We start from the raw sequence: 3,983 nt of genomic DNA on the forward strand, positions 1-3,983 counted from the left end.
CCTTCATGGCCTCCGGGCGGGGATAGTTGACCTTCTCCCACGCCTTCCTGCCACCGCTCAGATACGCCTCGATGTCGCACAGCACGTTCGCGTAGGCCACCGGGTCAACAACCTTGTACCCGCCCTCGGTGCCCTTCGTGAGGGTGATGCTGCCCGCGTCCTCGCCGTCAAGCGTCACATCCTCCACGTCGCCGCCGTCATGGGCGCGCGCCCATTCCGCCTTCGCGGCCTTCAACGCGCTTGCGGCACGCTGGTTGACGGTCTGCAACACGACGATCGCGCTGCGCAGCTCGTCCGGGCGCATCGCGCTGAAATCGAAATCACTGGACATCCCCTGTTCCCTTTCACTTGGTTTCATCAATGCCGATGCCGTGTTCACGGCAAATCCTTTCGAGCCTGGAAGCCCGTTTTTCAAAGGCGCTGGCCCGTTTCGCCAGAACCTCCAACGTGTCGGCCACGCTGTCGAGAATCTCGTCCACCTCGTCCGGGTCGTAACCCTCGCGCAGCCGGTGCACGCTGATCTCGCAGGTGCGCACGTCATTAGGTGTAAGCAGTCGCAATTCTTGATCCCTTCACGAGCCGGAAACGCGCCTTGAGCCTTTGGAATATGGCGGGCGGCAACGTCTCCCACCACAGCGGATAGTCAGGCCGGTGTGATTCGGCGGCGACCATCCGGCCTATCTCCGCGTCCGTCACATGCGAACCGTCACCGATGCGCTTGCACCGGATGAACGGCTGCAACGCCTCCGTCTCTGACTCGGTCAGACTTCCGTGCTGTTTCACGTCGATCACCGGTCGCGCTCCCTCTTGCCTTGCGGTGAATCCCTGATGACCTGTTCAAGTTCGTCGGGAAGATACAATGTCGCGTTGCCGAACGGATGCCCGAACCGCGCGAACTCCTCCCGCCAGATTTTTTCGCTGACGCCAATGCTTTTGCGCGCCTCGTCGGCGGTCATGGCGATACGTTCGTTCATTCGGCGGCCTCCTTTTCTTTGAGTTTGCGAGCTGCGGCAAGACCGCTGGCGGTGAGCCGGTAGCGTGCGCACCTGCCGCCCGATTCGGTCAAACCGTCACGATCAACAACCTCGACCAGCGGCGGGTCAAGCCTCGCCATCTCGTTAAGCCGCGTCCTGATGGTCGAACCACCCAACGGGCGAGCATTAGGATTGTCACGACGCTGAATCCTCGCGGCCATGCCGCTGACGCGCCACGCCTCGACCGGCAGCGGGACAACCCCGCGCAACTCGAACATGGCGCGCAGCGTGAGCGACTGTTTGCCGTTCACATCGACCTTGCTGGCCGCGTCATGCGACGTTTGCGGGTCGGTGCTCCTCGCGTGGGCCACACCGCCCAAAGACAAGTCGGACATGCTGCCATCCTTTCCATCTGCTGACATCCTGTGTCGCGGGTGACCCGGAATCGAACCGGAACCGTCCACACGGCCCATGACGAGAAACCGTGACGCGGCGGCAAACCTGCACACCCTGTGAGACGCCGACATGGCTCGCATATTGGAATTGGATTGTCACCAAGCCGGCGTCCATCATCTCCAGTTTTCAGTTATGGTTATTTGGTTTTAACGACTGACCTTTGTCGCCCGCTTTTTAAGTGCGCGGGGCACTGCCGCGTTTTTAAGTGCGCGGGCACTACCACGGTTTAAGGTGTCCGCTCACCGCGAGGCCTTTTAACGACATGCCCGGGTCGCCAGCGGCACCGGGAGAAGCATTAGACCGATGCCGCAAGTCTTTAAGCCCGTTTGAGCAGGTCGCCCCACACGACCGCCCAGAACAGAGAGAACAGGAAGACCGCCAAGTGCAGCAGGCTCAGCTTCCAAGCGAAGGCCGCGACCAGAACCCAGATGCCCGCCCACACCGCCAGCGCCGTGTTCACCGCGACCGCCAGCATGAGGAACAGCCACTTATAGGCCGACTGGGCTTCGTCCAGTTCGACGGGTTCACTCGTGTTCATCGTTCCGCCCCTTCCTCGGTGGCGGCCTGCCGTATCTCGTCGGCGGCTTCCAACAGCAGATTCGCGAGCTGGGTGGCGTCGTCAGCCGTCAGTTCGGTGTAGACACGACTGGCATCGAGCATCAGCGTTCCCTGCTTCGTGGTCTGGATGGAAACCATCTCCTTCGCACGCACCATGCACAACGCCCGCCTCTTGTTCTCCGGCTGCCTGCGCACAATCACGGAACCCAACTCGACGGCTCCTTCTTTGATTTCCTCGCTCATGCCTTCACCTGCTTGATGGAATCAATCGGCTGAAGAAGAAGCATCATCAACTGGTAGACGCTCATATCGAATATCGGTGCAATCTTTGAAACCATCGTGATGGAGATTTCAATATCGCCTTTCAAAATGCCGTAAACCATCGATTCGCTGACGCTGAGTGCATTTGCAATATCGCCTACCGTCTTGCGACGGCGGACACGTTCAGCGTCTAAGTTCCGAGCGGCGATTTCGTTATCAGTAAGATCACTCATCTTTGTTCCTTCGTGGTTGGCTGACGACTTCACAGTACGCAATTGCGAACTTATGAATATACGCAATTGCGTCTTCTTTACATTTCCTTCGCAATTGCGTACAATGCTGGTTATGGGCAGCAGAGCTAATACAGAAATGACACCGGCCTCAAAAGCCGTGATGGACTACGTGAAAAAGTTGCAAGAGCAGAGCGGACTACCCGTCGAGGAGTTCGCAAAAGAATGCGGGATGGGCCGAACGTATTGGTTCACACGCGCCGGATACAAAGCACCTCTGACGATCACGGACATAGTCAACGTCTGCAAGTTCGTCAACATGACGCCACAAGACTTAATGATGCACGCCCTAGCGCCTATCGACCCGCTCGCAAAATCCGCGCTGGATGCCAGAAATCAAGGAAAGGGTTAGACTAGCCCATAGCACCTCCTTTTGGGTGTGTTTTTTGAGGCCCGCGACTGTCTTTGCTGGATTGACGCGGGCCTCGCTTTTAACATCCGAAACGAACATTTGTTCGATTAACATGATAGCGCGGTCAACTCATACCATCCCCCTACGGCGAGCCGCCAACAACCACTAGTCGTATGCTGGGATACGCCCCTTACGGTTTCGACATATGGGGCACATCAAAGGAGAAGAGCATGAACGAAAACACGACGCAATCACCGCAACAGCCGCGCAAGACACGCAAGACCATCAGTCTGAAACCGTGGCAGATTCTCGTCGCCGTCATCGCCGTCGTCGCCATAACCATCGCATGCACCGTAACGGTGACCATGGTGGTGCGGGACGGCAAGGCACGCAACGAGGCGGCGAAAAGCTATATCAAACCGCAGACGGACAACACCAACAACGACGAGGACACCAGCGAATCACAGAAAAGCAAGCGCGGCAACCTGATAAAACACATAGGCGACACTGCGTCGACATGCGCCGACACCTCGTGCAGTACGCTCCTGACGCAATGGAAGGTCACGAACATCACGCTCGACTTCCAATGCCCAGTGTCCGATTACGCATACAACGACGGGAAGCCGGAGAACGGGCATTTCGTCGCATTCGACATCGAAGCGGAAACCTCAGCCGACAACGGGGACGGCAAGGATCACAGCATCTATCTCGGCAATTCCGGCCCGTGGACGTATTTCACCAAGGACGGCACGCAATGGAGCGGCAACGTCAAGTCCATGTCTGCGCAGATGTGCACCCCGGAGGAACAGCGGTTCCCCAGCACCATGCAGCCCGGCTCCAAGGCCTCCGGCAAGATCGTATTCGACGTGCCGTCCACCGACGGGGTTCTTGCATTCACACTTGGTGTCGGCGGGTGGGAATATCCGCTTGAGTGAGACCAGCACCACACGTCCGGTTTATGGCCACGCCCCGCTTCGGCGGGGCTTTTTGATAAAGCCACCAGCACCATTCGCCCGCCACACGCGAACACAAAAACCGCACGATACCAACGAAACAAACTGCGCCAAACCCACCATTTTCAGACCATCTACA

General features: G+C 58.1%; 9 protein-coding genes and 1 pseudogene. 2 read left to right on the plus strand and 8 right to left on the minus strand.

Annotated features, from left to right (window positions below; translation table 11 throughout):
- The 8 genes and pseudogenes from G1C94_RS07450 to G1C94_RS07485 form a co-directional block, all read right to left on the minus strand.
- Window positions 1-331 (minus strand): annotated as a pseudogene (locus G1C94_RS07450) (hypothetical protein); the annotation flags it as partial.
- Between the two features lie 13 nt (window positions 332-344).
- Window positions 345-560, minus strand: a complete 216-nt coding sequence (locus G1C94_RS07455) for a DivIVA domain-containing protein (RefSeq protein WP_301538555.1) — start codon at window positions 558-560, stop codon at window positions 345-347.
- On the minus strand, window positions 541-792 hold the full coding sequence (locus tag G1C94_RS07460; RefSeq protein WP_172147146.1) for a hypothetical protein: 252 nt from the start codon (window positions 790-792) through the stop codon (window positions 541-543). Before G1C94_RS07460 ends, G1C94_RS07455 begins: the two co-directional genes overlap by 20 nt.
- A complete protein-coding gene (locus G1C94_RS07465; RefSeq protein WP_172147149.1) occupies window positions 789-974 on the minus strand; it encodes a hypothetical protein in 186 nt (61 codons plus the stop codon). Before G1C94_RS07465 ends, G1C94_RS07460 begins: the two co-directional genes overlap by 4 nt.
- The gene (locus G1C94_RS07470) at window positions 971-1,369 is read right to left on the minus strand and encodes a hypothetical protein (RefSeq protein ID WP_172147152.1); all 399 of its coding nucleotides are present in this window, start codon (window positions 1,367-1,369) and stop codon (window positions 971-973) included. Before G1C94_RS07470 ends, G1C94_RS07465 begins: the two co-directional genes overlap by 4 nt.
- Window positions 1,370-1,746: 377 nt before the next feature.
- Window positions 1,747-1,968 carry a hypothetical protein gene (locus G1C94_RS07475; protein WP_172147155.1) on the minus strand — a complete coding sequence of 74 codons (222 nt, stop codon included), beginning with the start codon at window positions 1,966-1,968 and terminating at the stop codon, window positions 1,747-1,749.
- On the minus strand, window positions 1,965-2,231 hold the full coding sequence (locus G1C94_RS07480; RefSeq protein ID WP_172147158.1) for a hypothetical protein: 267 nt from the start codon (window positions 2,229-2,231) through the stop codon (window positions 1,965-1,967). The genes G1C94_RS07475 and G1C94_RS07480 overlap by 4 nt, the downstream gene beginning before the upstream one ends.
- On the minus strand, window positions 2,228-2,482 hold the full coding sequence (locus G1C94_RS07485; RefSeq protein WP_172147160.1) for a helix-turn-helix domain-containing protein: 255 nt from the start codon (window positions 2,480-2,482) through the stop codon (window positions 2,228-2,230). The genes G1C94_RS07480 and G1C94_RS07485 overlap by 4 nt, the downstream gene beginning before the upstream one ends.
- A gap of 52 nt (window positions 2,483-2,534) precedes the next feature.
- On the opposite strand from G1C94_RS07485, the gene G1C94_RS07490 reads away from it, so the two are divergent.
- The gene (locus G1C94_RS07490; protein ID WP_172147162.1) at window positions 2,535-2,891 is read left to right on the plus strand and encodes an XRE family transcriptional regulator; all 357 of its coding nucleotides are present in this window, start codon (window positions 2,535-2,537) and stop codon (window positions 2,889-2,891) included.
- A gap of 230 nt (window positions 2,892-3,121) precedes the next feature.
- A complete protein-coding gene (locus G1C94_RS07495) occupies window positions 3,122-3,826 on the plus strand; it encodes a hypothetical protein (protein ID WP_172147164.1) in 705 nt (234 codons plus the stop codon).
- Window positions 3,827-3,983: the final 157 nt, after the last annotated feature.

The sequence above is a fragment of the Bifidobacterium panos genome (genome assembly GCF_012932445.1).
Classification (GTDB): Bacteria; Actinomycetota; Actinomycetes; order Actinomycetales; family Bifidobacteriaceae; genus Bifidobacterium; species Bifidobacterium panos.

Bases quoted from the DNA above. Each gene is read 5' to 3' on its own strand.
- G1C94_RS07485 (WP_172147160.1), bottom strand. From the start codon at position 2,482: ATGAGTGATCTTACTGATAACGAAATCGCCGCTCGGAACTTAGACGCT.
- G1C94_RS07480 (WP_172147158.1), bottom strand. From the start codon at position 2,231: ATGAGCGAGGAAATCAAAGAAGGAGCCGTCGAGTTGGGTTCCGTGATT.
- G1C94_RS07465 (WP_172147149.1), bottom strand. From the start codon at position 974: ATGAACGAACGTATCGCCATGACCGCCGACGAGGCGCGCAAAAGCATT.
- G1C94_RS07495 (WP_172147164.1), top strand. From the start codon at position 3,122: ATGAACGAAAACACGACGCAATCACCGCAACAGCCGCGCAAGACACGC.
- G1C94_RS07490 (WP_172147162.1), top strand. From the start codon at position 2,535: ATGAATATACGCAATTGCGTCTTCTTTACATTTCCTTCGCAATTGCGT.
- G1C94_RS07470 (WP_172147152.1), bottom strand. From the start codon at position 1,369: ATGTCCGACTTGTCTTTGGGCGGTGTGGCCCACGCGAGGAGCACCGAC.
- G1C94_RS07475 (WP_172147155.1), bottom strand. From the start codon at position 1,968: ATGAACACGAGTGAACCCGTCGAACTGGACGAAGCCCAGTCGGCCTAT.